Origin of the sequence: Paenibacillus oryzae (assembly GCF_001675045.1) — a bacterium.
GTDB classification, from domain to species: Bacteria; Bacillota; Bacilli; order Paenibacillales; family Paenibacillaceae; genus Pristimantibacillus; species Pristimantibacillus oryzae.
In genome coordinates, this window is sequence record NZ_LYPA01000043.1 from 85770 (window position 1) to 111537 (window position 25768).

A 25768-nucleotide genomic window follows, 5' to 3' on the forward strand; every position below is an offset into this window, starting at 1 on the left:
GTGAGTGTTTTGGCGGATCGTCGCGCAGCTTTGGACAACGCCCTTCGTCAAATTGAGAAGCAATTTGGCAAAGGCTCCATTATGAAATTGGGTGAATCAACTCATATGCAGGTTGAGACCGTACCCAGCGGCTCCCTTGCCCTAGATATTGCGCTTGGAATCGGCGGTTTGCCGCGAGGAAGAGTTATAGAGGTTTACGGTCCTGAGTCGTCAGGTAAAACAACGGTTGCGCTTCATGCCATCGCAGAGGTGCAGCGGATTGGCGGACAAGCCGCTTTTATCGATGCGGAGCATGCCCTTGACCCGCTGTATGCCAGCAAGCTTGGCGTCAATATTGACGAGCTGCTCCTGTCTCAGCCGGATACAGGCGAGCAGGCGCTGGAAATTGCAGAAGCGCTGGTACGCAGCGGAGCTGTCGACATCATTGTTATCGACTCCGTAGCGGCTCTAGTACCGAAAGCTGAAATTGAAGGAGATATGGGCGACTCCCACGTAGGTCTGCAAGCGCGCCTTATGTCGCAAGCATTGCGGAAGCTGTCCGGGGCCATCTCCAAATCCAAAACGATCGCCATTTTCATTAACCAGCTTCGCGAGAAGGTTGGCGTTATGTTTGGCAACCCGGAAACAACGCCGGGTGGACGAGCCCTTAAATTCTATTCCAGCGTTCGCCTGGATGTCCGTCGTGTCGAAACGCTGAAGCAAGGCAACGACATGGTCGGTAACCGTACTCGAATCAAGGTTGTTAAGAACAAAGTGGCTCCGCCGTTCAAGCAAGCGGAGATTGATATTATGTATGGCGAAGGCATTTCCAGAGAAGGCAGCTTGATTGATATTGGTGTAGAAATGGACATCGTACAAAAAAGCGGCGCATGGTTTTCCTACGATGGCGAACGTCTTGGACAAGGCCGCGAAAATGCCAAGCAGTTTTTGAAGGAGCATACGGAAATTTCAGCCGCCATTGAAAAGAAAATCCGCGATGCAAGCGATTTGTCCGCAACGGCAACGCCTGCGAACTTCTCACAGGATGAAGATGAGGATGACGATTTCGAAGAAATCGAATAACGTATTATAAACGATAAAGCTTCGCCACTCTACCAGGAGCAAGGCGGAGTTTTTTGTTTTAGTGCAGTGGTTTGGGCAGTGGAAGGAGCGGAAAACGTTTTGAATCAAGATTTTCAACATGCAGCAGGCGAAGAGCTGGAAATTATAACTGTGCGGGTGGAAAAAGAGGCAAGAAACAGGTATTTGCTATATGGTGCGGAAGGAAAGCTTCTATTGTCCCTCCATGAAGATATTATGGTGGCGTATCGGCTATTTAAGGGAAGCGTAATTACCCCGGAGCTGCTCCAGGAGGTCGTTATCAAGGATATGCAGCACCAGGCCTATAGTTTAGGCTTGCGTTATCTGGGTGTGAAACCGCGGACCCGCAGCCAGATTAAACAATATTTGCAGCGCAAAGACATAGAAGAGCAATATATCGAGCATGCCCTTGACCGTTTAGAAAATGAAAATCTGGTAGATGATGAAGAGTATGCCAGGCAATTCGCGCTTAGCCGGATGAATTCCGGGTTAAAGGGAAGGCTGATGATCAGGCAGGAGCTGCAGCAGCGAGGCGTGCCGAAGGAGCTTGCAGCTGCTGCATTATCCGATGTGGATGAAAGCAGCGAGCTTGCAGCCGCCCAAAAACTCGCGGATAAAAAAAGCCGCTCCCTAAAAGGAGAGCTTCGCGCCAGGAAAAACAAGCTGACTGCCTTTTTGCTTCGCCGCGGATTTCCTTCTCCTATCGTGAGGGAAGTCATTAGGGGTGTAAGCTGGGAACCCGACCATTCTTCACCTGAGGAAGAAGATGGGGCTTTTGCTTGACAACTGATTTTATGAAAAGATAAAATGAAAGTGTATTCCTTTACGGCTGAATCGATTTTTCTTCCAAAAGTTGATTCAAAAGTATTATTTTCGTCAAAATGTGTACGATGAAACGGTATGGAAGCCGGTTAAAACCAAATATCATCCCAAGCAATGCCTTGGTGTATGCGGCAAGGAGGTGAACAAGATGGGAGAGATCAACATCTGGATCTTCATCCCCGTTTGCATCCTTGTTGGCGCAATTTTCTTTGGGATTGGTTATTTTACTCGAAAGTCGATTGCCGAGGCAAAAATTTCAAGTGCTGAGCAAGCCGCGGTTCAAATTGTGGAAAACGCAAAAAAGGACGCAGAAGCACAGAAAAAAGAAACGGTGCTTGAGGCGAAAGACGAAGTCCACAGACTCCGTACAGAAGCTGAAAAGGACATTCGCGAGCGGCGCAACGAAGTACAGCGTTTAGAAAGACGGCTGCTACAAAAGGAAGAGTCGCTGGATAAAAAGTTGGAAACTTTGGAACGCAAAGAAGAAACTGTAGCCAACAAGGAAAAACGGATTGAAGAAACCCAGGAACAGATCGACAGTATTTACAAACAGCAGCAAAGCGAACTGGAACGTATATCCAGCTTGACAATGGAAGACGCCAAGTCGATTATTTTGACCAACGTCGAGCAGGAAGTACGCCATGAAACCGCGCAAATGATCAAAGAGATCGAGCAGCAGGCTAAGGAAGAAGCCGACAAAAAAGCGCGTGACATTATTTCATTGGCAATTCAGCGTTGTGCGGCCGATCATGTGGCAGAAACGACGGTTTCCGTTGTTACGCTGCCAAATGAGGAAATGAAGGGTCGTATCATTGGTCGCGAAGGCCGGAATATTCGCGCTCTGGAAACATTGACTGGTATCGATCTCATTATCGACGATACACCGGAAGCGGTCATTCTGTCGGGCTTTGACCCTATTAGACGTGAAATTGCCCGAACCTCTCTTGAGAAGCTTGTAGCTGATGGACGTATCCATCCGGCGCGTATTGAAGAAATGGTCGAGAAATCCCGCAAGGAAATCGACGAGCGGGTTCGCGAGTATGGCGAGCAGGCTACTTTCGAAGTGGGCGTGCATGGATTGCATCCTGACTTAATCAAGATTTTGGGCAGACTCAAATACCGGACGAGCTATGGACAAAATGTGCTGAAGCACTCCATGGAGGTTGCGTATTTGACTGGTCTTATGGCAGCCGAATTAGGCGAGGACATTACACTTGCGAAACGTTCGGGTCTGCTTCATGATATCGGCAAAGCGCTTGACCATGAAGTGGAAGGCTCCCATGTGGAAATTGGCGTGGAGTTGGCCAAAAAATACAAAGAGCATCCCGTTGTTATCAACAGTATTGCATCCCATCATGGCGATACGGAAGCAACTTCTGTTATTGCGATGCTGGTCGGCGCGGCTGACGCCTTGTCGGCAGCTAGACCAGGAGCGCGTCGTGAAACGCTTGAAACCTACATCAAACGTCTGGAGAAGCTGGAGGCCATTACGGAATCCTTCGACGGCGTGGAGAAATCGTATGCGATTCAAGCAGGACGCGAGGTGCGCGTTATGGTGCAGCCTGAGAAAATCGATGATACGGAAGCATTCCGTCTTGCTCGCGACATAACGAAAAAAATCGAGAGTGAACTGGATTATCCGGGACATATCAAGGTTACCGTTATTCGCGAGACGCGGGCAGTGGAATACGCCAAATAAAAAATGTTGTTCGGAAAAGTGGCTGCCCGTCAGCCACTTTTCTGTTCTTTTCAGGAAGGAACCTGTAGATGAATGTATTGTTTATCGGCGACATTGTTGGAAATGTGGGCAGAAGTGCGCTAAAAGAAACGTTGCCGGCGCTTCGGAGCAAATACAACCCGCATATCATTATCGTAAACGGAGAAAACGCCGCCGCCGGCAGAGGCATTACAAAAGCGATTGCCAAGGAGTTTTTTGACTGGGGCGTACATGGCATTACGATGGGAAATCATACGTGGGACAATAAAGATATTTTTGGATGGATTGACGATGAACCCCGCATTGTCCGTCCCGCCAACTTTTCTGCGGCTGCGCCAGGTAAAGGCATGGCTTATATTCAAGGCGGCGGCAAAAGCATGGCCATTATCAATTTGCAGGGCAGAGCTTTTCTTCCTCCTAATGATTGTCCTTTTCAGAAGGCCGATGAGTTGATCGAGGAAGCCGCAGAGCGCACCAAAACCATTTTGGTTGATTTTCATGCCGAAGCGACCTCCGAGAAAATAGCGATGGGTTGGTATTTGGACGGCAGAGCTTCTGTTGTGCTTGGCACACATACTCATGTACAAACCAATGACGATACTGTTCTGCCCGGCGGGACGGCTTATATAACGGATGTTGGGATGACGGGCTCCAAGGAAGGCGTATTGGGCATGGAGAAGGAAGCCGTGCTGCATCGTTTTTTGACTGGACTGCCATCGCGGTTTGTTGTTGATGAAGGAAAATGGCATTTGCATGGTCTGGTCATTCAAATTGACGAAGCAACGGGAAAAGCCCAAAAAGCAACAAAAATTCGTCTTACGGAAGAGGATTGGCTGCTGATGTAAAGCGGCCTTTTCGTCATAATAATCTAATAATTCAGAATGAACAGTTAATTTTAACCTTGAAAAGCAGGAATCTTTCCACCTCTCTCGAATATTATTTTAAAAGTGGGAACCATCCAACATTCTAGGGGAGGTACTTTTCATGGATGTATTAAAGGTTTCAGCCAAATCCAATCCTAATTCCGTTGCTGGCGCGTTGGCTGGGGTTCTACGGGAACGCGGCGGGGCCGAGCTTCAAGCCATTGGCGCCGGCGCACTCAATCAAGCGATCAAGGCGGTAGCGATTGCCAGAGGATTTGTTGCTCCAAGCGGCGTAGATTTAATTTGTATTCCGGCATTTACGGACATTGTTATCGACGGCGAAGATCGTACCGCGATCAAGCTGATCGTTGAGCCGCGATAGAGGCGATAAAAAGCCGGAAAAAATACATGGAGCGATTTTGCCTGTTTACGACCGTAAACAGGCTTTTTGCTTGGGAGGGCTTGCAATGGAAAGCATAGATTTGCATTGTGATGCTTTATTTAAGCTGATGACGGGAAAAGTGCCGAATTTACATGGAGATGGAACAGGGGGGCTGGATGTAACCTATGAGCGGCTAGGCGAATGCGGGAGCCGGCTGCAGGTTTTTGCGGTATTTATTCCTCCCCGGCTGGATGACAGGGGGCTGTATCCCTTATTGGAAAGTATAGATTTATTTTATGAGAAGGTGTTAAGCTGCCCTGGCATTGTTTTTGTCCGTAGCAGGGAGGAGCTGCAGAAATGCCGTGCGGAAGGAGCTATCGGGGCGATGCTGTCTCTGGAGGGAGTATCCGCTTTGCAGGCCAATCCTGTTGTATTGCTGCGGCTGCTGCATACGCTAGGCGTACGCGCGGTGGGGCTGACGTGGAACGGCGCAAACTGGGCGGCTGACGGCATCATGGAGGCAAGAGGAGGCGGATTAACGGCCTCCGGCAGCCAATTTGTCAGGCAATGCCGCAGTCTGGGCATACTGCTGGATGCCTCCCATTTGTCGGAGCGGGCCTTTTGGGATGTAGCGGCACTGCTGGATACGCCGTTTATGGCGTCGCATTCCAACGCACGCACAATATGCAGCCATCCCCGCAATTTAAGCGATGAGCAAATAAAAGCACTGATTCTGAAGCGCGGCTTGATCGGGGTTACGTTTGTGCCGTGGTTTTTAGAGGCTAGCGGAAACGCAACGGTGGGACATGTGCTGCGACATATTGATTATATCTGCTCACTGGGCGGAGAACATGCTATTGCGCTGGGTTCCGATTTTGACGGGATAGACGAACATGTCCCTGGTCTCTCGCATCCCGGCCAGCTATATAATCTGCGCAACGAGCTGCTTAAACGGTTTACAGAGGAGCAGACGCGAGGGTTTATGTCGCAAAATGCCTGGTCCTTTTTTGAACGCAATCTCCCTTCATAAGCAGCAGCAAGCGAAGCTGGAACACTCTCCATCACCAGTATTTCGTTAAACTGTAATGAACCGGACACTTCTGATTGCTTGTTTCTGAAAACCAATAAATGCTATGATAGAGAGGTCGAAGGCATTTATAAGCCGCGAAGTGTTCATTTGATCGGTTTGGAAGACATATTGGAGGATGGAGAGTGTACAGAATGGAAAAGAAAGTACCGGTAGGCGTATCAGCAAGACATATTCATTTGTCTCAGGAGCATGTTGAAATCCTGTTTGGCAAAGGGTATCAGCTAACCGAGATGAAGCCGTTGTCTCAACCGGGACAATACGCCGCCAATGAAACGGTGAGCGTAACGGGAAGCAAAGGAACTTTTCCGAAAGTGAGAATTTTGGGTCCGGCGCGTAAAGCGACTCAGCTGGAGGTTTCCCAGACGGATTCATTTACCCTTGGCGTTAAGGCTCCTGTTCGGGAGTCCGGCGATATTAAAGGCTCTGCGGGCATTACAATTGCGGGCCCGGCTGGTGAAGTGACGATTGAAGAGGGCGTAATTGTTGCAGCGCGCCATATTCATTTCCATACAAGCGATGCCGAGCGTTTTGGAATCGCGGATAAATCCAAGCTTCGCGTTCGCGTAGGCGGAGAGCGCGGCGTTGTGTTCGAGCATGTTATTGCCCGCGTTTCGGATGATTTTGCGCTGGACATGCATATCGATACCGATGAAGCAAATGCGGCAGGCGTAAAAAACGGAGATATTGCGGAAATTATTGATTAATTTTTCGCAGATAGAACGGAATATGAAAAACGGAGCCGGGATTGATATCCCTGCTCCGTTTTTTCGTAGGTCGAGCCATATAATCAGTGGCCCATCATCATATTCACTTGTTCAGTGCCGGCTTCGGAACCATCCGGCTGGCCTTGGGGTTTGGGTCTGCGGAGCAGCAACGCAACCAGCATGCCAAACACGGCGACACAGCCCAGAATAAAAAATACGTCGCCAAAAGAGAAATAAGGAATGTCCGGACCGGGATTAACGGCAGTGTAATGCTTGACGCGGTCAGCCAGCAAGGTGGACAAACCTGCGATGGCAAAAGAGCTCATCACCTGCTGCGCTGCGCCTGTCAGCGAAGTAACGCGGCCGACCAGATGCTTGGGCGCTGACTGTATGATATGCGTATTCAGCGGCATCATGGAGAAGCCCATACCCAGACCAAGCAGAACAAGACGAAGCATAATTTCCGGAATGCTTGTGCTGGCCGATATAGTCGACAGCAGGAACGCGCCTGTTGTAATCAGCGCCAAGCCGAACAAAACAACGGGCCTTGCGCCAAATTTGTCAAACAGCTTGCCGCCAATCGGCATGCCGATGCCGGCGGACAACGCTTGAGGCAGCAAAATCAATCCTGTTTCAAAAGCAGAAAAGCCTTTGGCCTGAATCAAAAAGACAGGAATCAGAAACAGGGTGCCGAACAAAGCGATTTGAACGATCCATTGCAGCAAAATGCCGCGAGTGAAGTCGCTGGATTTGAAAACGCGAAGCTCAAGCAGGGGCTGCTTCCGTTTCAATTCAATAATAATGAAAATAATCAGGGCAATGCCGCCGCCAATTAGGCCAAACAGCGTTTCCGGCGCGGTCCAGCCATTGCCGCCGCCATGCTCGCCGCCAGCAGAGCTGATGCCGTAAGCAAGACCGGCAAAAGCGAGCGGGGCAAAAATCATCCCAAGCAAATCGAGAGAAGGAACGGTTTGACGCTCCAGATTAGGCAAGGTGCGAATGCCGACAATAACAGCGATTATGCCGATTGGCAAATTGATCAGGAAAATCCAATGCCAGCTTGCGTATTCAACGAGCCAGCCGGAAACAACGGGACCCAGCGCCGGTGCAAGCAGCATCGGAATGCCGATCATGCCCATAACGGCTCCTTGTTTGCCGGGAGGGCTAAGCCGGTAAGTAAAGGCCATAGCAATTGGCGCAACCATGCCTCCGCCCAGGCCTTGCATAATACGGAAGATAATGAGCTGCTCAATGGAACCTGCGATGCCGCATAGCAGCGATCCCAATGTAAACAGCACGATCGAGGTGAGAAAAATCCTTTTGGCTCCAAAACGGTCCGATAACCAGCCTGCGAGCGGTATAACGGCGGCTTGCGCAAGCGCGTATCCCGTTATGGTCCACTGCACGAGCGAAAAGCTGCTTTGAAAGTCCTTCATAAATTGATCAATTGCAACATTCATCGCCGTACCGTCAAGTATGACCATAAACATGCCTACAATGATTGCGATTAGGGGGAGCATTATGCTTTTGATGGAAAGCGCCTGCTCGTTTTTGGGACTTGTTGCAGATGTTGACATTCGTTGTTCCTCCTTGGCTTAAACCGAATTGACTCTGTCATTCATTGACCGCACTGGCTGGTGCGGCTACAATAAAGATAGGTTTAACTTTAGCGGACAATTGTCCGCACCTAAGAATAATACAAACGATTAGGATAAAAGTCAATGCAGTAAATTTTATATTTTAGGGAGAACCCTAGCTAAGGAGAAATGACAATGACGACTGGAAATGCTCCTCGTTCAAGTGAGGAACTGAGAGAAGTCATCAAAAAAACGGCCAGCGAGCTTTTTGACAAGCATGGCGTTGAATTCGTAAGCATGCATCAAATTGCCAAGAAGGCAGGTATCGGCCAAGGAACGCTTTATCGGCGCTACGGCAACAAAGCTGATTTATGCATGGAGATGATGCATGGCAATTTTAACGAGCTGATCCGCAGGGTCCGGGAAATCGTCGAAGAAAAGCAGCATGAGCCCGTTTCCAGCCGGCTTAAGCAAGTCGTCGATATTATGGTTTATTTTTTAGATAAAAAGCTGCAGTGGCTTGGCGTCATTCATACTCAGAATACGCCCACACTTAACAAAGAAGACTTCTTGAAGTCGCAGCCATACCGTGAAATGCACGGTTTGCTGGAAAAGCTGCTTATGAGCGCAACCAACGATGAGCTGGTTCATCCCATTAATGCGGAATTTACGGCGCACGCCTATATCTCGATGCTGTCGCCGCACATGTACAGCCATTTGATTTGTGAGAGAGGATATACCTCCCAGCAAGTCGCAGATAACTTCTATCAATCCGTCATTGCGCCGTTATTTGCCGCCAAGGATTAATGTCATTTCCGTTCGCAGCGCTGCCTGTGGCGTGAAGGCGCGCCCTGACGCTCCAATTCGGGACTTTTTGCCCTCGCTACGATGGATTAGATCAGGCGGTTGTGATATAATTTTTTATTGATGCTTATAGAGGTTGTTCAAAATGAACCGAAATTATAGATTGTGTTCAATTGAATGGACGGATCATGAAATGAGGTAATGGATAGCAATGAAGGAGACCGATTCAAAGCTCCAGAAAACGGAAAAGGATTATTCCAAATACTTTGATTTTTCCGATGCCAAAATCATTGACGAGCAAGAGGGGAAAACGACTTACCGGATAAAAGGGCGCAATATCCAAATTAACGCCGCTCCTTCGTATAAGGATGAAAAGAAGCGCGGCAAGGAAGATATTCAGGTGCATTACGACTTTTCGATTCCGGAAGAGCTCAAAACAATGGGGATTGGCAAGTTTTATCTGATTCAGACCTATGGCTGCCAGATGAACGAGCATGACACCGAGGTTATGAAGGGCATGTTTGAGGAGATGGGCTACGTCTGGACGGATGACCGCAGCAAGGCGGACGTCATTCTTCTCAATACATGCGCCATACGTGAAAATGCGGAGGATAAGGTGTTTGGCGAGCTTGGCCACTTGAAGGTGCTCAAGACCGAAAAGCCGGGTCTGCTGCTTGGCGTATGCGGCTGCATGTCGCAGGAGGAGTCCGTTGTTGGCCGTATCCTGCAAAAGCATTCTTTTGTCGATATGATCTTTGGCACCCATAACATTCACCGCTTGCCGAATCTGCTGGAATCTGCTTATTTCAGCAAGGAAATGGTTGTAGAGGTTTGGTCCAAGGAAGGCGACATTATTGAAAACATGCCCAAAAAACGCGAGGGACTGCGCGCTTGGGTTAACATTATGTATGGCTGCGACAAGTTCTGCACGTATTGCATCGTTCCTTTTACCCGGGGCAAGGAGAGAAGCCGCAGGCCGGAGGATGTTATCGCGGAGGTCCGTGAGCTGGCGCGCAAGGGCTATAAGGAAATTACGCTGCTGGGACAAAACGTCAACGCGTATGGCAAAGATTTTGAAGACATGGATTACCGGTTTGGCCATTTGATGAAGGATATTTCGCAAATCGACATCCCGCGGGTCCGCTTTACAACGAGCCATCCGCGCGACTTCGACGATTATTTAATCGAGGTGCTGGCGACCAGAGGCAATCTGGTGGAGCATATTCATCTGCCGGTGCAATCCGGAAGCACCGAGGTGCTTAAGCGAATGAGCCGGAAATATACGCGCGAAAGCTTCCTGGAGCTGGTGTCCAGAATTAAAGCCGCCATTCCGGATGTTGTGCTCAGCTCCGATATCATCGTGGGTTTTCCTGGCGAAACCGACGAGCAGTTTGAGGAAACGATGTCTCTGGTCGAGCAGGTCGGCTTTGAATTCGGCTATACATTCATTTATTCTCCGAGGGAAGGCACGCCGGCTGCCGGTATGGAGGATAACGTTCCTATGGAGGTCAAGAAAAAACGGCTTAAACGCCTTAATGACTTGATGGCTTCTATCTGCAGGGAAAAAAATGAACAGCTGATCGGCCAAAGTATCGAAGTGCTGATTGAAGGCGAAAGCAAAAACAATCCCGATGTGCTGTCGGGACGCACCCGGACCAACAAACTCGTTCACCTGGAGGGTCCAAAGGAATGGATTGGCCAATTTGTGCAGGCGAGGGTTACGGATGCGCAAACCTGGTATATTAAAGCGGAGCCAATTGGCATCCCTTCAGAACAAGCCGTTGTGTAACGGCATATAAGGAGCGAATACGATGGCAGAACAGGGGCTAAAGAATGATCAGGTTAAGGGGCATGACGGGGAGCATCATCATCACGACGGATGCAATCATGGCGAAGGGCCTTCGATTCCATCCTTCCATACTCGCGATCTGATTGTAAAAGACGATATTTTGCAAAAAACAAGGGAGCTGGCCGATGTCATCTATCATTCGGCGGAAGTCCAGCAATACCGGAGGGCCGAGGCTCAAATCAACGGAAACAAACGCATTCAGGATTTGATTGCTCAAATCAAGAAAAAGCAAAAAGAAGTTGTGGCGTTTGAAACAACCTTTAAAAATGCCGATATGGTCAAAAAAATCGAAGCGGAAATGGAAACTCTCCAGGATGAGCTGGATGGCATACCGATTGTTTCGCAGTTCCAGCAAAGCCAAAGCGACATCAATTATTTGCTCCAAATGGTCGTAACGGTTATCCGCGACACCGTTTCCGAAAAAATCAACATGGAAGACGCGCAGCTCCCGGACCCCGAGGAATGCATCGACTAGGACATGTCTTACTAACATGTCCCCTTTTTAGAAAAAACCTTCAGAGCTCCCGGAACGAGAAGGGAGCCGCTGAAGGTTTTTTTGCTGAACTGGTTATGCCGATTAGGGAGAAAGGACTGTGAATGTCCGCTATGAACGAGCCTCCAGCCGCAAGCGAAAGTCCTTGATGTACGAATACATAGCTGTGCCGATAATAGCGCCAAACGCCGACTTGATGGCGTCTCCCGGGAGGAAGGTCAACGCAACATTAACCGTTTTGGTCCACGTATAATCGGTCAACACATGCTTCATCCATAACAGCCCTGTTGGATAAGAAAGCGCGGAGCTGATTACAAAAAAGATTAGAAACAATAAAAATAGTAAAATCGGCTTGTTTTGACTGATTTTTTCTCTTTTGAACACCTGGTTAATGGCCATGCTGGTCAGCAACGCGCAAAAAGGGAAAGCAAAGATAAACCCGCCGGTTGCTCCCAGCAGATGCGAGAGGCCTCCTCTGCCCCCAAATAAGGGTAGACCGGGTAATGTCAGCAAAATAACGACTACAATGCTCCCAAAAGCGTATTTGGGCTTTAGAAAAAGACCCGCAAAGATGATGCCTAACGTTTGAAGCGTAATGGGAATGGCGGAAATGGGCAGACGCATTTGCTGCATACTAAGCACAATGAACAAGGCGGCAAATAATGCGGTAAAGACTAATGCGCGAATTTGAATGATTTGCATGGTAGAGATAGTCTCCTTCAGGTCTTGTTATTTTATTGTTAACCTATTATTATGTAATCAGGTTAACAAATAGGATTCTAGCATAGCCCATGCGGTCTTGGGAAGAGGTCGGAGGAAAAAAAGTGACGCAACAACTACTTGTTGAATTACAGGATGTGTCCGTTAAAGCAAAATCACGTCAAGTGTCTGAAGGCGTTTTTCTTCTGCAATGTATTGATCTGTCCATCCGGCAGGGCGAATGGATATCGGTTCTGGGCATGAACGGAAGCGGGAAAAGCACGTTGTGCAAGCTATTGGCGGGCATTCATCCTTTTGAGATTTCCGGTGCTGTTCTGGTTGGCGCAGAGGGGAAGCGCAGCGATATTTTACCGGGAGCTGCGCCTATTGTCATGCAACATCCCGATGCCGGCTTGATCGGCTCCACGCCTTGGGAGGATGTTGTACTAATGCTTGAAAGGCACGGCTTTCCCGAAAAAGAAATCATAAATCGGGCGGAGGAGGCGCTTTACGAGGTTGGACTTGGGGAGCGGCTCCATCAGAAAATAGAAACGTTGTCTGGCGGACAGAAGCAGCTGGCGGCAATCGCCGGCTGTCTGGCGGTTGCGCCCTCCATGCTCCTGCTGGACGAGCCTACGGCCATGCTGGATGCTGAGGCCTCCGCCTACGTTTTAAGCCGGGTTCGGCGGCTACATGAGAGCGGAGTAACGGTGGTTTGGGTGACTCAGCTAGTAGAGGAGCTTAACGCCTTGGACCGAGTTTTGTTGCTGGATAAGGGACGTATCGTTTTTGACGAGCCGGCCCATCATTTGTTTAGCGGCGGGGAATCTGGGCAAAGTCCTGGCGAACACTATGGCTTTGTGCCTCCGTATGGCGTTCAAGCCGCCCGGGAATTAATGAATCGCGGCATAGTGCTGAAGCCGATGCCGATAAACCGCCGGGAGCTTGAACAGGCAGTGAAACATTATGGAAGCTAAAGACGTTGCGGCGATGAAGGAACAGTCCGGCGGGGAAGTCAGAATTTTCCATATCCGAATCGCCGCTGAAACGGGCGGCATCCTGTTGAACGATGCAAGCGCCGTTTTTCGAAGCGGAACCATTACGCTGCTTATCGGAAGAAATGGAGCCGGCAAATCAACCCTGCTGGAGAGCATGGCTGGTCTCAGAGAGCTGGCAGCGGGGGTCATCTATTACGGGCAAGACTCGCTCTGGAGAGGAAAACGCAACAGCAAGCTGAACAGGGATGTGCTTTTGCAGCTTGGCATTTCTATGCAGCAGTCTCAATCGCAATGGTTTAAATCAACGGCGTATGAAGAAATCGCTTATAGTTTAAAACCGTATTCTGTTGCGCGGGAGATTCAGAGTGATTTGATTACATCTGCAGCAAATTCGGCAGGCTTGGACCCAGACCTGCTGGAGCGGGACCCCTGGAGTCTTAGCGGGGGCCAGCAGCGGCGTCTGGCCTTGGCTTGCCTGCTCGTTTGCTCACCGGCGTGGCTGCTTCTGGATGAACCTACCGCAGGGCTGGACGAAACGGGGAAAAGGCGGTTGGCCGAAGTGCTTGCCTTCCATAAGGGGAAGGGAGGCGGCGCGGTCATTGCAACCCATGAGCCGGAGGCGCTGCTGGAGCTTGCGGATCAGGTGCTGGTGCTGGACGGGGGCACGATTAGGGCTGCCGAGGCCAGCGAGCTGCCTCGCCGTGAAGAACCGGCAGCTATGGCGGAACGCCTGGCTGCCGCATGGCATAATAAACATCAGCACCAGCAACAGATTCTTCAAGGTCAACTTTCGTCAATAAATGGCGCTTCAATCTCCCTGATTCAAAACAGAGGCGATGCGGGTCAGGTTCTGGCTAAAGATACGGCTCAAGCCGGATGGCTGCACCCTCATGCGTTTGACCCGCGTGTTTTGATGGCTGCCTATTTAATGATTACGTCATGCATGCTGGCATTGGGAACCTGGCGAGGCATTGCCGCAGCGGGGGCTGTCACCCTGGCTTTAGCTGGCCCTTGCTGGCCGTTATTCAAGCACTGGATACCGGTTATTCGCGGGGTTAGTCTACTATCAGTGGTTTTGATAGTGATTGCGGGGCTTCAATTTGGGCCGCTTGCCTTCCAGTGGTCCGGCGCTGAGGCGACGGCTATTACGCTATCCCGGCTTTTTTTGATGATGGTGCTCGGCATGCCGCTGCTGGGTCTTGTTACGCCGTTCCGGCTTCAGCGGGCACTGGATCAGACATTTGGATGGTTGACGAGATTTGGCGTTCCGGTAGCCGCGTTTACGATGTTGATCAGTCTCATTTTTCGTTTTATTCCATTACTCATGGAGGAGTGGGGCAGATTCAGGCGCGTAGCCAAGGCAAGAGGAAAAGTCGCCTCCAAAGGAGTGCCCTTATCCCAAATGAAGGTAATGTTATTGCCATACATGAGAAGTATTCTTCGTTTGGCGGAAAATATGGCGGATGCGCTGGAGGCGCGGGGCTTCGGGGTTCAGCGGAAAAAGCCGGTTTACGGTTTCCGCCTGCGCCCCGGCCGCAGCGATTTGTGGCTCCTGCTGGCGGCCTTGGGCGCTTGTGCCGTATTATTGCTGGTTTAGTGATTCTGGGCAAGCCGCAGCGTCCTCAAGCCATTCCTTTACAGTATCTGTCCACAAACCGTTTTCATCAGCCAATAAAACATGCCAGCCTGCTTGCCAGGCCTGCGCCAGATTGCTTGGGCTGTCGTCGACGAACAGCACCGGAGTCCCCGCAGGCAGCAGCTTCGCCGCAGTCCGAAACAGCTCGGGCTGCGGCTTTTCATAACCGACAGCACTGGATATAACGACATGTCCAAGACAGGTGCGGTATGGCTCCAGCAGAGGCAAAACCCAGGACTGGACATGATTGCTTAAAATATGAATGTCAGCGCGGGAACGCCATTGAGGCAGCAAGGACAAAGCGGGCAGCGGCATCAGGCATTCCTTCAAAAGCATCCTGTAGCGAGCCGCCCCGATGAATGGTGTTTTTAGGTCGGCCGCAGCTGTTTTTCCGCCAATCGGAACTGCTTTTCTGTCCAGCCAATCCCAGAATTGGGCCTCGCTGAACGTTCCTCGCCATAACCCGGGTCCGATCTCCCTTTTGTAATCGGCATACAGTTGCTGCTGATCTACATGTATGGCATCGGACAGCAGCTCCCAGAAACGAGGGGTCAAATTAGTTGCCAGCACGCCGCCGATATCCAGCACAAGCTGTGGCTTGGTGCTTGATTCATTCAGCTTGGGCCGGGAGCCGGATGATTGCCGGGGCAGCAGCGGAGGAACAATGTTGGTGTGATGGAATCGTTGTGCATTCATTAATCTCTTCCTCCCGTTGTTTGCTTGGCCGCTTTGGAGTGGTTTCCTGAATTTCGGCTCCACAGATCGCCAGCGCGCTGGCGATCGGAAGCAGCCCAGCTCCATAAAAGAATAGCTGCACCCGCGGCTAATATGGCGCCAAATGCAAAGCCGCTATCAAGACCCCACGTTTCATTAAGCCAGCCCGCCAGAAACGGGCCTGAGAACATTCCGATGGCATACAAGGCTTGATACATCCCCATAGCGGTTGCCCGATTAGCGTTGTCAACGTCAGCTATCGCCAGTCCCAGCAGCAGCGGAAGATGAAGGCCTTGACCCAGGCCGTTAAGCGCTTGAGTCACATAAAGCCACGTCATGGAAGGCATAAAAGGCATTAGGCCCGTACAAATTCCGCTCAAAATAAAGCCCGCAAGCAGCGTGCGCCGATAACCCAGTCTGGGTACGATCCACGCGGCGCTTCCGAAGGAGGCTGCCGCATGCGGCAGCATAAACGAAAAAACAAGCAGAGTGAGCTGCGCGCCATTTGCCCCAAGCTCTGTCGCCTTCAGCGGCGTAAAACCGAACATGGTTATAAATAGGATGCCATGGGCGAGAATGGATAACAGAGAAACGCGCAGAAGCGTAGTGTTGGAGACAACTTCCTTTATTCTGGAAAAAGACATCGCGCTTTGTTTGGTTTGTGCCGGAGCCTGTTCCTTGAGTCCAAAAGCAAGCAAAAGCCCGCATGCTGCGGCCAAAGCGCCCATAAGAAACGGCGCTGTCCCGTTTAAGCGGTCAGCCAGCGCGCCGCTTAGCAGCATGCCAAGCATCTGCCCGCCCACCGTCATCAGGCTGATATTGCCCATTGCCTTGCCAGTGCTTCCGCTGCCGAAATAGCTCGCGTACATAACCGTAAAGGTAACCCAGGTCGAAGCGCAGATGCCTGCGACAACCCGGCCGGCAAGCGGCCATACCCACGAGTCGGGAATCAAAAACAGAAGACAGCTTCCCGCTGCGGTTAACATACCCAGAAGAATAAAAGGTTTTCTGCGGCCCAACCGGTCAGAAGCGATGCCAAGCGGAAAACGGATCAGCATTTGGACAAAACCGTAGCTGCCCAGCACGATTCCGATAAACTGCAAAGAGTAGCCTGCGTTTTTCAAATAGGGGGATAGCGTTGGAACATAGATATACATAGAAGTCCAATACAAAAGAGTGACAAGGGTAAACAGCAGCCGCTGCATGGCGCTGGTTGATGTAGTAGTCAAAGTGGTAAACTCCTTTCTTGTATCAATGTAGACGATGAGCGCACCAATGTCACGGACTTTTTGAGAGGTTGTTCAAAAAGCACGCTTTCCATTACGCAGCATGTATAGCGACATGGACAGCGTCGAATATGGCATTCAACCGAAATCTCCGGTGCTCACTTAGCTCCCACTAAGCTCCGCTCCTCGATTTCTAGTTTCATCCCATCTTCTTGGTACTGAAAACCGGACTTTTTGAGCTTTTATTAAATGGGCAACCGCAACCTGTCGTATGTGAGAAACGTAGGGTTAATTTTAAAAACGTAATAATTTTGTAAGCTTTTATTTTCTCTTCCGTTAGAAATGGCCTTTATGATAATGTGAGGCGGAACAAAGGAGTGAGGCTGTGTCCATTCGGCTCAGATTGTATTTATCGTATCTGGCTATGGCGTTTGTTCCTCTTATTCTATTGATATTGTTAATGCTGATGATTTTACACAATTCAGGCGTCAAGGATATCAGAGAACTGGTAAACGTACAGATGGAGGAGCGCTTTAATCAGGCCAGCGTATACGGCGAATTTTCTTACATCATCCGCAATGATCCCGGGAAGCTGGAGGAACGCAGCTATGTGGAGTCGATGCAAAACAGGCTGAGCGAGCATTCGGCCGGACTTATTTTGGAGAAAAACGGCAAAGTAATTGAGGTTTCACCCTTTCTTACCGAACTGGCGCCTGATGAGGATTGGGCAGCTATCGCTGACAATTATCCATCGGAGCATCGCTTCAGGTATTATCCCTTTTCCTCCAACGGGATGGAATTTCAATATCCGGACGGCAGCTCCGGAAGGGCTGTTCTCCTTCACCGGACGGCGGCTTATCCGAGATTCTGGCATCCTCTGAGCCTTTCCATCACGCTGGTTATTATTGCATTGACGGGGCTTATGCTGACCTACTTTGTATCCTGGAGAATCATTAAACCGTTGCAGCTTCTGCGTAAAGCGGCGTTGCGCATCAAGGAGGGGGAGCTGGATCAGTCGCTGGATATCAACGGCGTGTGCGGCAAAGGCTCGGTTAACGAAATTGCCCAAGTAGGCTCGGCCTTTGAGGAAATGCGGGTCCGCCTCAAGGAATCCATAGACCAGAGTTTGCAATACGAGGAAAACCGCAAGCAGCTGCTGTCTCATATTTCCCATGATTTGAAAACGCCAATTTCCGCGATAAAAGGTTACGTGGAGGGCATTATGGATGGCATAGCCAGCACCGATGAAATGAAGCAGCGGTATATCGCAACCATTTACCGTAAAGCAAGCGACATGGATCAGCTTATTGATGAGCTGTTTTTGTTCTCCAAGCTGGATTTGCATAAGGTCGCGTATGATTTTAAAATCGTGGATATGAGCCGCTTCGTGGAAGACTTTATGGACGAGCAGCGCTTTGAGCTGGACAAAGAGGGTATTGCTCTTCATTGCCGCTCCTTAACCCACGCCGAGCTTTTTGTTGCGGCGGATCTCGACAAGCTGAATCGGGTATTTGTCAACATAATCGGCAATAGCGTCAAATATATGGCGCATCAGCAAGCGGAGGGCAAAGCGATATCGGTGACGATCAAGGATGGCGGCGACAATGAGGTGTGGATTATTGTGGAGGACACGGGGCCTGGAATCGACGCGGAGGATTTGCCGCATATATTTGACCGTTTTTACCGTGCGGAGCAATCCCGTAACTCCGAAACTGGAGGAAGCGGATTAGGACTTGCAATTGTTAAACAAATTATGGAGGGACACGGCGGCTCGGTCCAGGCCCAATCTGCAGCAGGCGGAGGGGCGGCAATTACGCTCAAGCTGCCAAAATATAAAGACAGCAAGGCGGTGACAGGGCATGAAGGAGATTCTGATCATTGAGGATGAGCTGGCGATTGCGGAGCTGGAGCGAGATTATCTGGAAAGCCACGGCTTTTCTGTAACCATTGAAAGCAGAGGCGATGAGGGGCTTCGAAAAGCGCTTGGCGGCCATTTTCACCTCATAATTCTGGATGTGATGCTTCCCAAAATGGACGGTTTTGAAATATGCCGCCAAATCCGCGGAGCGGGAAACGAGGTGCCCGTGCTGCTGGTAACATCCAAAAAAGAGGATATCGACAAAATAAGAGGCCTGGGCCTTGGAGCTGACGACTACATGACCAAGCCCTTTAGCCCCAGCGAGCTGGTTGCGCGTGTCAAAGCCCATCTGGCCAGATATGAAAGGCTTACATCCGGCAAAGAAAAAAGCGGAAGCGGTCACTTGATCGGAATAAGAGGTTTATTGATTGACAAGGAAGCGCGCCTGGTAAAAATTAACGAAGCCGAGGTGATGCTGACCTCCAAGGAATACGATTTGCTCGTCCTGCTGGCTTCCCATCCCAACCGCGTTTTCGAGAAGGAGGAACTGTTTCAGCGAATATGGGGCATGGACTCCAATGGAGACGCTGCGACTGTAACGGTTCATATCCGGCGGCTGAGGGAGAAAATCGAACACGATCCCTCCAATCCGCAATATATTGAAACCATTTGGGGAGTCGGCTACCGATTCAAGGTATAGAGGCAACACTACAGAGAAGGAGTGGTACAGGTTGAAAAGCATCATTCAATTTTCACTAAACAACAAATTTGCACTTTGGATCATTACGCTGATCGTACTGGTTGCGGGTTTACAGGCGGGCACAAGCATGAAGATGGAGACGATACCCGATATTACGATCCCTATCGTTAGCGTAACAACGGTATATCCCGGCGCAGCGCCTGAAGAGGTTATGGAGAAAATAAGCAAGCCGATCGAGCAGCGTACCCGCAATTTGAACGGCGTTGAAGCCATTACTTCAACCTCGTATGAAAATGCGTCCTCCGTCATCATTCAATATGATTTCGATACCGATATGGATAAGGCGGTCAGCGAGGTCAGCAAGGTGTTGAATGAAGTGAATTTGCCGGACGGCGCTGTTGAGCCGAGCATATCCCGGCTTAGCTTTAACTCGTTTCCCATTCTTTCCCTTAGTCTGGCAAGCAGCGATCAGGATTTAAAGGAACTGACCACAACCGTGGAGCAAAGCATCGTGCCAAGGCTGCAAGGCCTGGATGGCATCGGCAGCGTACAGGTATCAGGTCAAAACATTACCGAAGGCGAGCTGGCTTTTAATGCCGCAGCGCTTGAAAACGTTGGTCTTTCAGAGGAAATGGTGAAGGGCATCATTCAAGGCTCGGCGCTTTCCGTGCCGCTAGGTATTTTTGAATTCGGCAATACGGAAAAAGCTGTGCTTGTAGACGGAAACATCATTTCCGAAAACGACCTGCGGAATCTGGTTTTAGTTCCGGGCATCAAGCTGAGCGATGTGGCCGAGCTGAAGGTGGAGGACAAGGCGGAGTCCATTTCCCGCACCAACGGAAAAGAAGCAATCGGCATCAGCATTGTCAAAGCCGCAGACGCCAATACGGTCGAGGTTGCCAATGTGGTGAAAAAGGAAATCCAGGAGCTGGAGGCCCAAAATAAAGGGTTGAGCATCGACCTTACGTTGGATCAGGGGAAGCCGATCGAGAATTCCGTAAATACAATGTTGAGCAAGGCGGTTATCGGCGCATTGTGCGCGGTGTTCATCATTCTGCTGTTTCTGCGTAATATCCGTTCGACCATCATTTCCATTGTATCGATTCCATTGTCGATCTTAATGGCGCTGCTGGTACTTAAGCAGATGGACATTACCCTTAATATTATGACGCTTGGCGCGATTACGGTTGCGATTGGGCGGGTTATCGACGATTCCATCGTCGTAGTGGAAAATATTTATCGACGAATGTCGCTTTCGACAGAAAAGCTAAGCGGCAAGGAGCTTATTCTTGACGCAACCAAAGAGATGTTTGTTCCAATCATGTCGTCCACCATTGTTACGATGGCCGTATTTCTGCCTCTGGGATTTGTTTCCGGCATGGTTGGCGAAATCTTTATGCCGTTTGCGTTAACCGTTGTTTTTGCCCTTGCAGCTTCGCTTGTTGTAGCGATTACGGTTGTTCCTATGATGGCGCATATGATGTTCAAAAACGGCATCAAAAAAGGCAAGGGACACCATGACAAGCCTGGCAAATTGGCGCTATGGTATAAAGGCGTATTGAACTGGTCGCTAAATCACAAGCTGATTACGTTCGGGGCGGCGCTGCTGCTGCTGCTGGGAAGCGGGCTTTTGTACAATGCCGTTGGCGTCAGCTTCCTTCCTGAAGACGAGCAAAAATCAATGATTGTGACCTATAATCCGGCTCCGGGCGAAACGCTTGAGCAAGTCAAGGCTATGGCGATCGAGGCCGAAAAAGCGTTGATGGGCCGGGAAGGCCTGAATATCGTGCAATATTCCATCGGCGGACAAAATCCATTTAGTCCCGGCGCCTCCAGACAGGCGTTGTTTAACCTGAGCTACGATGAGTCGTACACTGACTTTTCCGCTGAAAAAGCAAAAATCGTACCGCTGCTGCAAGAGCTTAACGGGGGCGGAGAATGGAAGCAGCAGGATTTTACAGGCGGAGGACTTGGCGGTTCAACCATTACTCTGCAAGTATTCGGCCCGGACATGAAGTCGCTTGGTCCGGTAGTGGAGGAGCTTACGGCCAAGCTGAAGGAGCGCAGCGATCTTGACAACATTGGCTCTAGTCTATCCGAAACCTACGAGCAATACAGGCTCGTCGCCGACCGCGAAGCATTAAGCGGTTATGGATTGACAGCGGGACAAATTGCGATGGCGCTTAGTCCCGAACGGCAGCGTCCCGTGCTGACAACCATCGAAAAGGATGGCTCTCAATTTAATGTGTACGTCAAAACGGAGGCAAAAACATACGGCAGCCGCGCCGACCTGGAAAATGTTATGTTAGCCTCGCCGCTGGGCATGGAGGTTCCGCTTAAAGAGGTCGTAACCATTGAGGAGGGCGAATCGCCCAATACAATTACGCGTTTAAATGACCGCACTTACACAGAAGTATCGGCAGACGTCACAACAGCCAATCTTAATGTTGTTTCGAAGGAACTTAATGAGATGATCAACAACATGGATTTGCCGGGCGGCATTGAAATCAAAATGGGCGGCGTAACGGAGCAGCTTAACGAAACCTTCCAGCAGCTTGGGCTGGCTATTTTGGCCGCGATTGCCGTTGTATACCTGGTGCTTGTGCTGACCTTCGGGGGAGGCTTGACGCCGCTGACCATTTTGTTCTCTCTTCCGTTTACGATTATTGGAGCGATGCTGGCGCTTTATATTGCCGGTGAAACCATCAGCGCCACTGCCTTGATTGGCGTGTTGATGCTGATTGGTATCGTCGTCACTAATGCAATCGTATTGATTGACCGTGTTATTCATAAAGAGAATGAAGGATTATCGGTCCGCGAAGCGCTCTTGGAGGCTGGCATGACCAGACTTAGACCTATTCTGATGACGGCTATTGCAACGGTTGGCGCTTTGCTGCCGCTTGCTCTAGGCTTTGAATCCGGCGGACTGATTTCCAAAGGAATGGCGGTAACGGTAATTGGCGGATTAACAAGCTCGACGCTGTTAACCCTCATCATCGTCCCTATCGTATACGAATTTCTGAATCGCAGGAAAACCCGCAAGGCGCCCGTCCGGGCACAATAATAGGCTAGAATTATAGTGCACCCTTAGAATGGATATCGGATTCGATCCGATGACATTCTAGGGTGCTTTTTTTATGGAATGATCCTCGAAGCATTATCTTCATACAATCGTACTTTTTTTGTCTGAATTACCGCTTCTGTGATTGGAGTATAATGATGGAAGATATTAAAAAAGGAGAAGAACAAAATGATTTCTGATGCCGGTAATGCGAGAAAGGTTCAGCCTCTTGAATTTTTGTGGTTAGGCTTATACGCTTTTGCAGGATTTAGCATAGAGCTATTACTGGGCATTATGTATAATGTATTGGGCTTTGTGGAAGTGAACAAAGGATTAAATTTGACGGTGACGGGAGTTGTCTGGTTTGCTGTTGTTTATTTGTTAATTCTTTATTCAAAAAAGATAGCTGACTATGACATTTTTGCAGTCAGGCATCAACTAACAGGACGAAAAATTCTCGCTATTCTAGGATTAATCGTTCTCATAACCATTGTTACATTCATTGGTTTTAGCGGTTTCAAACCGTGGGTTGAATTTCAAAATGGTTCGTCAGGAAGCATCCTCGTCTATCTGTTGCAGATTTTTTATTACTTAGGAGAATCTGCGCTCATCGTTTTATGCATTGCTTTTGGGCAACGCTTCTGTGAACAGCAATATTCAATAAGCAATAAATTCCCAAGCGGCGGGCTGTTTCTAGCTTTAACATGGGGTGTCACGCATCTTTTTCTTCAAGGCATAAGCGGCGGTTTATTCGCGATATTTTTTTCTGTTTCAGCAGGGATCATTTATGTAATGTGCGGAAAAGATTTTAGGTGGAGCTTTTTGTTTATAGCAATTGCTTTTATTCTCTAATCTTACGACGCTACAAAACATTCGCGTTACAAAAAATCAAAAAAGTTGGGCAGAAAACAATGCGCTTTTCTGCTCAACTTTTTTGTCGCTTAGGCGTATGCAAGCATCTCCCGTGGATGACCTCTTTTTATTTATTCCAATAGTTAATGGTGTGAATGAAAAAATTGGAATTTGATGCAACAATTTAGGGGACAAATACGTTAGAATTATCATAAACAAGATTGAGATGAAGAGGGGTTACAGTGTGAGAGGATGGAGCCGAAAAACAACATGGCTGCTGGGAATGCTGACGCTTGCTGCAATGCTGCTGTTTGCGCCGCTATCCAGCGATGTGATTTATGGTGATGAGCCAGGGGGAATATCGGTAAGCAGTAATGCCGGCATTGACGGGAACTACAATAATTCAAAGTGGATTCCTGTCAACGTGACATTAACTAATGATCGGTCAAAGCCGATTAAAGGCGACTTCGTTTTCACTTATTTGGAAGGAAGCGGCGTATCGGTAGATCTTGTACAGTCCGTCGAACTGCCGGTTGGCAGCCCGGTTGAATTGAAATTTGGCATTCCGGGAACTGATTTGAACAAGGATTCAAACCGGATGTCGTTTTATGAAGGCGGATTTAAAGCTAAAAACAGCAAGGAAGTTAAGATGGTCGGCAATACATTTGTTGCGGGCAGAAACACAAGCAGTTTTTTGATCGGCGTCGTTTCCCGGGACCCCGATACGTTGAACTTTATGCCATCGTTGAACCAAAAGGGATATGATCTCAAGGTTCTTCCCATAGAGCCGCAAGCCGTGCCGGAGAAAGGTTATTTGCTGGACATGCTGAACGTATTGGTCATTAATGATATCGCGGCCGACTGGAGTGAAGGTCAAATTGCGGCGATCAAGGACTGGACGGCGCAAGGCGGTATGCTCGTTCTGGCTGGCGGCGCCGGGTATTCCAAAACGGCTCAGCCTTTCAAGGAGCTTTCGCCGTTCGAGATGAATGGCACAGCTCAATTGGACCTCAGCACGGCAATCACGCTGCAGGCCGCCGGTGCTGCGGAATATAGTGGGGACAAGCCAATTACATTGTCGACAGGGAATATTTTGGCAGGCGATATCGTGTTTAATGAAGGTGGCACGCCCATTGCGGTAAATCGTGCTTACGGCTTGGGTGATGTTGCATATGTTGCGTTTGACACATCGCTTGAACCCATGGCTACGTGGCCGGGGAGCGCGACTCTTTGGTCCAGGATCATGCATCTTTCATTGACCCCTGGCGGTATGCAAGTGAATTCGACTAATGATAATTTTTATTGGAATATGAGAAATACACTGGATCAATTCCCGTCTATTAAAACGCCTCCATTTGGTTTGCTTTTGCTCCTATTCGGGGTTTATGTCATTATTGTCGCCCCGATTCTTTATGTTATTTTGGCAAAAGCGGATCGTAGAGAGTGGAGCTGGTGGCTCATTCCTTCTTTGTCCATTATAATGGGGATTTCCATCTTTTTGTTCGGTTCCGGAGACAAGCGGAATATATCTTCCCATATTATCGATGTGGTCCAGTTTACGGATGACGGAAAGGCGCTGGTAACAAGCGGAGCCGGTTTGTTCAGCCCGACGGGCGGTACGGTCAGCATGACCTTGCCGGGAACGCATCAGCTAAGAATGTATCAAGACTCTATGGGGACAAGCGGTTTTCTGGAAAGCGGGCGCAATTTGATCCAGTATGGAAATGACGGGGCCGAAGCGACATGGAGATCTGTTCCGTATTGGTCAACCCGCAAGCTTATAATGGACAGAAGACTGGTTGATGCCGAAGAAATGGGGTCGCTGGATATCAAATACGAATTTTCGAATGGCTCCACCATTGTTAACGTCACTAACCAAACCACCTCGGATCTAAAGGACGTTCATTTGCTTTATTCCGGCAATGCGGTTCGGATCGGGGATTTAAAGATTGGGGATAGCGGAAAGGCGACGCAGCCAGCCGGACTTTCCCCGGCAGGTTATAATTACTATAACTATGGGTACAACGTTTATCCCAATGGCAATGACGAACATAGCAGAGAACGCGAACTTCTGAATTCCGCATTGTTGAACAATTACCATGAAGTCGGCATAAGTGCGCCGCTTATCGTCGGATTTGCAGTGGACAATGAAAGCCCGTATCTGGTAAATGGAGAAAAAGTTAAAGCGGACAGGCTGAGGCTTATGTTCAAAAGGCTGGATGGCGTACTTCGGAGTGAAGATGGCGTTAGCGTCCCTCCAAGCGCAATTCAGCCGGTGGTTGTCTCCAACTCGCTTGCTTTTATGAATACCTACGGAAATGGCATTGTTAATGTAGGAACCGGCGAGCTGGTTCTGGAATATTTTGTGCCCGACAGTTACGGCGTTGCTTATGAAACCGTTGATTTTACATTGAGCAACGGCAATCAAGGATCGGGCTTGTCATGGAGCATCTGGCATCAGGAGAGCGGGGAATGGGTACAACTGGGCGGCCCTCTTGGAGCGCCGAGGGAATATATGACGGAGAGCAATTCCATCCAGGTGAAGCTTGTCGCAACGGTTGAGGGAGAAACTGGATTTCCTCAAATTTCCTTGGAAGGGAAGGTGCTTCAATAATGGAGAACATACAAGTTAATTACGAAGAA

Annotated in this window: 21 protein-coding genes; 17 read left to right on the plus strand and 4 right to left on the minus strand. The window is 49.5% G+C overall.

Annotation, left to right across the window (positions count from 1 at the left end; genetic code table 11):
* Positions 1–9: 9 nt before the first annotated feature.
* The 7 genes from recA to A7K91_RS07360 all read left to right on the plus strand — a co-directional run bounded on the left by recA (position 10) and on the right by A7K91_RS07360 (position 6658).
* The gene (recA, locus tag A7K91_RS07330) at positions 10–1062 is read left to right on the plus strand and encodes a recombinase RecA (RefSeq protein ID WP_068681198.1); all 1053 of its coding nucleotides are present in this window, start codon (positions 10–12) and stop codon (positions 1060–1062) included.
* A 99-nt stretch (positions 1063–1161) separates the two neighbouring features.
* On the plus strand, positions 1162–1863 hold the full coding sequence (locus A7K91_RS07335) for a regulatory protein RecX (protein WP_156739390.1): 702 nt from the start codon (positions 1162–1164) through the stop codon (positions 1861–1863).
* A 187-nt stretch (positions 1864–2050) separates the two neighbouring features.
* Complete coding sequence (rny, locus tag A7K91_RS07340) at positions 2051–3601, plus strand: ribonuclease Y (protein WP_425415647.1); 1551 nt, start codon at positions 2051–2053, stop codon at positions 3599–3601.
* A gap of 68 nt (positions 3602–3669) precedes the next feature.
* Entirely contained in the window at positions 3670–4464 is a 795-nt protein-coding gene (locus A7K91_RS07345; RefSeq protein ID WP_068681200.1) for a TIGR00282 family metallophosphoesterase, read from the plus strand.
* 139 nt (positions 4465–4603) lie between these two features.
* On the plus strand, positions 4604–4864 hold the full coding sequence (locus tag A7K91_RS07350) for a stage V sporulation protein S (RefSeq protein ID WP_006036664.1): 261 nt from the start codon (positions 4604–4606) through the stop codon (positions 4862–4864).
* An 85-nt stretch (positions 4865–4949) separates the two neighbouring features.
* On the plus strand, positions 4950–5894 hold the full coding sequence (locus A7K91_RS07355; RefSeq protein ID WP_068681202.1) for a dipeptidase: 945 nt from the start codon (positions 4950–4952) through the stop codon (positions 5892–5894).
* Between the two features lie 191 nt (positions 5895–6085).
* Positions 6086–6658: a phosphate propanoyltransferase gene (locus A7K91_RS07360; protein ID WP_068681204.1), complete on the plus strand. Its 573-nt coding sequence runs from the start codon at positions 6086–6088 to the stop codon at positions 6656–6658.
* Positions 6659–6741: 83 nt separating this feature from the next.
* Here A7K91_RS07360 and A7K91_RS07365 read toward each other — a convergent pair whose 3' ends face one another.
* Complete coding sequence (locus tag A7K91_RS07365) at positions 6742–8235, minus strand: MDR family MFS transporter (RefSeq protein WP_068681206.1); 1494 nt, start codon at positions 8233–8235, stop codon at positions 6742–6744.
* 195 nt (positions 8236–8430) lie between these two features.
* On the opposite strand from A7K91_RS07365, the gene A7K91_RS07370 reads away from it, so the two are divergent.
* The 3 genes from A7K91_RS07370 to A7K91_RS07380 all read left to right on the plus strand — a co-directional run bounded on the left by A7K91_RS07370 (position 8431) and on the right by A7K91_RS07380 (position 11363).
* Positions 8431–9042 carry a TetR/AcrR family transcriptional regulator gene (locus A7K91_RS07370; RefSeq protein WP_068681208.1) on the plus strand — a complete coding sequence of 204 codons (612 nt, stop codon included), beginning with the start codon at positions 8431–8433 and terminating at the stop codon, positions 9040–9042.
* A 208-nt stretch (positions 9043–9250) separates the two neighbouring features.
* A complete protein-coding gene (gene miaB / locus A7K91_RS07375; RefSeq protein ID WP_068681210.1) occupies positions 9251–10828 on the plus strand; it encodes a tRNA (N6-isopentenyl adenosine(37)-C2)-methylthiotransferase MiaB in 1578 nt (525 codons plus the stop codon).
* A 22-nt stretch (positions 10829–10850) separates the two neighbouring features.
* Positions 10851–11363 carry a YlbF/YmcA family competence regulator gene (locus A7K91_RS07380; RefSeq protein ID WP_068681212.1) on the plus strand — a complete coding sequence of 171 codons (513 nt, stop codon included), beginning with the start codon at positions 10851–10853 and terminating at the stop codon, positions 11361–11363.
* A 129-nt stretch (positions 11364–11492) separates the two neighbouring features.
* Here A7K91_RS07380 and A7K91_RS07385 read toward each other — a convergent pair whose 3' ends face one another.
* A complete protein-coding gene (locus A7K91_RS07385; protein ID WP_068681214.1) occupies positions 11493–12083 on the minus strand; it encodes a biotin transporter BioY in 591 nt (196 codons plus the stop codon).
* Between the two features lie 122 nt (positions 12084–12205).
* Here A7K91_RS07385 and A7K91_RS07390 point away from each other — a divergent pair, with 122 nt between their 5' ends.
* Both A7K91_RS07390 and A7K91_RS07395 read left to right on the plus strand, forming a co-directional pair.
* Positions 12206–13057, plus strand: a complete 852-nt coding sequence (locus tag A7K91_RS07390) for an energy-coupling factor ABC transporter ATP-binding protein (protein ID WP_068681216.1) — start codon at positions 12206–12208, stop codon at positions 13055–13057.
* The gene (locus A7K91_RS07395; RefSeq protein ID WP_068681218.1) at positions 13047–14675 is read left to right on the plus strand and encodes an ATP-binding cassette domain-containing protein; all 1629 of its coding nucleotides are present in this window, start codon (positions 13047–13049) and stop codon (positions 14673–14675) included. Before A7K91_RS07390 ends, A7K91_RS07395 begins: the two co-directional genes overlap by 11 nt.
* Here the strand turns inward: A7K91_RS07395 and A7K91_RS07400 are convergent.
* Positions 14661–15410, minus strand: a complete 750-nt coding sequence (locus A7K91_RS07400) for an HAD family hydrolase (RefSeq protein ID WP_068681220.1) — start codon at positions 15408–15410, stop codon at positions 14661–14663. The genes A7K91_RS07395 and A7K91_RS07400 overlap by 15 nt on opposite strands.
* Complete coding sequence (locus A7K91_RS07405; protein WP_245697310.1) at positions 15410–16657, minus strand: MFS transporter; 1248 nt, start codon at positions 16655–16657, stop codon at positions 15410–15412. Before A7K91_RS07405 ends, A7K91_RS07400 begins: the two co-directional genes overlap by 1 nt.
* Positions 16658–17039: 382 nt before the next feature.
* Between A7K91_RS07405 and A7K91_RS07410 the strand changes: the two genes are divergently transcribed.
* The 5 genes from A7K91_RS07410 to A7K91_RS07430 all read left to right on the plus strand — a co-directional run bounded on the left by A7K91_RS07410 (position 17040) and on the right by A7K91_RS07430 (position 25739).
* A complete protein-coding gene (locus A7K91_RS07410) occupies positions 17040–18536 on the plus strand; it encodes a sensor histidine kinase (RefSeq protein ID WP_068681224.1) in 1497 nt (498 codons plus the stop codon).
* Positions 18514–19212 (plus strand): response regulator transcription factor, encoded by a 699-nt coding sequence (locus tag A7K91_RS07415; RefSeq protein WP_068681225.1) that lies wholly within the window; start codon positions 18514–18516, stop codon positions 19210–19212. The genes A7K91_RS07410 and A7K91_RS07415 overlap by 23 nt, the downstream gene beginning before the upstream one ends.
* A 31-nt stretch (positions 19213–19243) precedes the next feature.
* Complete coding sequence (locus A7K91_RS07420; protein ID WP_068681227.1) at positions 19244–22276, plus strand: efflux RND transporter permease subunit; 3033 nt, start codon at positions 19244–19246, stop codon at positions 22274–22276.
* A 186-nt stretch (positions 22277–22462) separates the two neighbouring features.
* A complete protein-coding gene (locus tag A7K91_RS07425) occupies positions 22463–23125 on the plus strand; it encodes a hypothetical protein (protein WP_068681229.1) in 663 nt (220 codons plus the stop codon).
* A 244-nt stretch (positions 23126–23369) separates the two neighbouring features.
* Positions 23370–25739 (plus strand): hypothetical protein, encoded by a 2370-nt coding sequence (locus A7K91_RS07430; RefSeq protein WP_068681231.1) that lies wholly within the window; start codon positions 23370–23372, stop codon positions 25737–25739.
* Positions 25740–25768: the final 29 nt, after the last annotated feature.

Bases quoted from the DNA above. Each gene is read 5' to 3' on its own strand.
- rny (WP_425415647.1), top strand. From the start codon at position 2,051: ATGGGAGAGATCAACATCTGGATCTTCATCCCCGTTTGCATCCTTGTT.
- A7K91_RS07345 (WP_068681200.1), top strand. From the start codon at position 3,670: ATGAATGTATTGTTTATCGGCGACATTGTTGGAAATGTGGGCAGAAGT.
- A7K91_RS07350 (WP_006036664.1), top strand. From the start codon at position 4,604: ATGGATGTATTAAAGGTTTCAGCCAAATCCAATCCTAATTCCGTTGCT.
- A7K91_RS07355 (WP_068681202.1), top strand. From the start codon at position 4,950: ATGGAAAGCATAGATTTGCATTGTGATGCTTTATTTAAGCTGATGACG.
- A7K91_RS07360 (WP_068681204.1), top strand. From the start codon at position 6,086: ATGGAAAAGAAAGTACCGGTAGGCGTATCAGCAAGACATATTCATTTG.
- A7K91_RS07365 (WP_068681206.1), bottom strand. From the start codon at position 8,235: ATGTCAACATCTGCAACAAGTCCCAAAAACGAGCAGGCGCTTTCCATC.
- A7K91_RS07370 (WP_068681208.1), top strand. From the start codon at position 8,431: ATGACGACTGGAAATGCTCCTCGTTCAAGTGAGGAACTGAGAGAAGTC.
- miaB (WP_068681210.1), top strand. From the start codon at position 9,251: ATGAAGGAGACCGATTCAAAGCTCCAGAAAACGGAAAAGGATTATTCC.
- A7K91_RS07380 (WP_068681212.1), top strand. From the start codon at position 10,851: ATGGCAGAACAGGGGCTAAAGAATGATCAGGTTAAGGGGCATGACGGG.
- A7K91_RS07385 (WP_068681214.1), bottom strand. From the start codon at position 12,083: ATGCAAATCATTCAAATTCGCGCATTAGTCTTTACCGCATTATTTGCC.
- A7K91_RS07395 (WP_068681218.1), top strand. From the start codon at position 13,047: ATGGAAGCTAAAGACGTTGCGGCGATGAAGGAACAGTCCGGCGGGGAA.
- A7K91_RS07400 (WP_068681220.1), bottom strand. From the start codon at position 15,410: ATGAATGCACAACGATTCCATCACACCAACATTGTTCCTCCGCTGCTG.
- A7K91_RS07415 (WP_068681225.1), top strand. From the start codon at position 18,514: ATGAAGGAGATTCTGATCATTGAGGATGAGCTGGCGATTGCGGAGCTG.
- A7K91_RS07425 (WP_068681229.1), top strand. From the start codon at position 22,463: ATGATTTCTGATGCCGGTAATGCGAGAAAGGTTCAGCCTCTTGAATTT.